Origin of the sequence: Facklamia sp. P12932, from assembly GCF_050409545.1 — a bacterium.
Taxonomy (GTDB): Bacteria; Bacillota; Bacilli; order Lactobacillales; family Aerococcaceae; genus Facklamia.
In genome coordinates this window covers 1-1,775 of the sequence record NZ_JBNUPG010000043.1, presented here as the reverse complement: position 1 = coordinate 1,775, position 1,775 = coordinate 1, and the positions used below count along the sequence as shown (strand labels likewise).

The following is a 1,775-nucleotide window of genomic DNA, read 5'->3' as shown; positions in this document are numbered from 1 at the left end:
GGGGCTGTATCATAAGTCTCAAACCGAAAAACCACTATAAACGTTGTTTAAACAATGTTTATAGTGGTTTTTATGGTATAATGAAGATATAAAAAAGCAGAAAGTTGACGCTTTCTGCTTCGTCAATGCCTCTCCTCTAACACAAAAGAAAGGACATAAAAAATACACTTTCATTATAACACAAATCAATTAGCTTTGGAAATCTCTTATGCCTATATTCCTGAAGAAGCACATGTTGTCCACTTTATTGATGGCTTGGTCAACCAATTAGCCATTGATCATCCTTATGTGTTTGGTCGCCCGAGAGAATACCCTTTATCTGCCGTCTTAAAGCTCATTCTCTTTGCCTATACTCGAGAGATATTTACCAGTCGGAAGATTGAACGCTTTGCGGCTGAAAACTTACCGGCTCAATGGTTAACACAAGGTAGAGTCCCTTCACATACCACGATCTGCCGATGCCGAGTGGATGAGAGCATTCAAGCCATTCTAGATGCTGGGTTTGATGGACTTGTAAACTATTTAATGGAACAACATCTGATAGACGATGCTTTATTTATTGATGGAACAAAAATTTTAGCGAATGCGAATAAATATACCTTCGTCTGGAAAAAGAACATCATCCGTTTTGATGAAGTCAATGAAGCACAAATCAAAGAGCTGTTAAAAGAAACCAAAGTAGCCTATCAAGACATGACACTTCCTGAGGGAACAGACTTAACGATGGATCAGCTGGAAGAAGTGATGACACAGTTAGAGAGCTGTCTCGAAGCTTTAGAAAAAGAAGTGGAAGAAACAAAGAAACAATCGCCTAATCCGGCCAAGCAATCACGTCGTCGCTTAAAATCTCTCAAGCACCCACTCAATGAACGCATTGAAAAGAAACAAAACTATGAAAAACATCGTCATCTTTTAGGTGACCGTCATTCTTATTCTAAAACGGATACTGACGCGACCTTTATGCGGATGAAAGAAGATCCAATGCGAAACGGTCAAACTAAACCTGGCTATAACCTACAAAACGCCACCAGTCATCAATATGTATTAGCTTATGACATCTATCCCAATCCAACCGACACACGAACGCTTCAACCATTCTTTGAGACCCACCGTGCACTCATTGATTCGATGACTTATGTTTCGATGGACGCTGGGTATGGTTCCGAGTCCAACTATGCCTACTTAGAAGACCATCATCCCGATACCATCGCCATCATCCCCTATAGCACGATGTTAAAAGAACAGACAAAAAAATGGCAATCCGATGAAAAGAAAGTCTTCAATTGGACTTATCATGAAGCAGATGATTATTATATTGACCTTCAAGGGGTACGTTTCAATTTCAGTGCTTACCGTGAGCGAAAAAATCATTATGACGAGATTCAACAATTCAAAGAATACAAAGCTGAAACGCACACTTCAGGAGGCGAACGCATTGAAGCCGCATTTACTCCGAAAGGTTCCATCCGAAAAATCAGCGTCAATCCTTCTTAGGAATATTTTAAAGCTAAACAACGTGCACTGGCTGAAGAAGAAACCACCCAAGCCATTTATGCCCGCCGAAAAATCGATGTTGAAACTGCCTTTGGCTATCTCAAGGGTTCTTTAGGTTTCACCCGAGTCCACCTTCGAGGCAGACGGAAGGTGAAAATTGAATGAGGCATTGCATTACTGGCATACAATATCAATAAACTGGTGTTATATATCCAAGAACAAGAAAAAATAAAGACCCGAGACAAAATGCGTGGACATTTTATCTCGGGTCTTATTTTAAA

At 40.1% G+C, this 1,775-nt stretch carries 1 protein-coding gene and 1 pseudogene; both read left to right on the top strand.

Translation table 11 applies throughout. The annotated features are described in order from the left end of the window. Nucleotides 1-195: 195 nt before the first annotated feature. Complete coding sequence (locus tag ACQV2P_RS08530) at nucleotides 196-1,494, top strand: transposase (protein ID WP_428894893.1); 1,299 nt, start codon at nucleotides 196-198, stop codon at nucleotides 1,492-1,494. A 21-nt stretch (nucleotides 1,495-1,515) separates the two neighbouring features. Continuing rightward, a pseudogene (locus ACQV2P_RS08525) lies at nucleotides 1,516-1,659 on the top strand (transposase); the annotation flags it as partial. Nucleotides 1,660-1,775 lie beyond the last annotated feature (116 nt).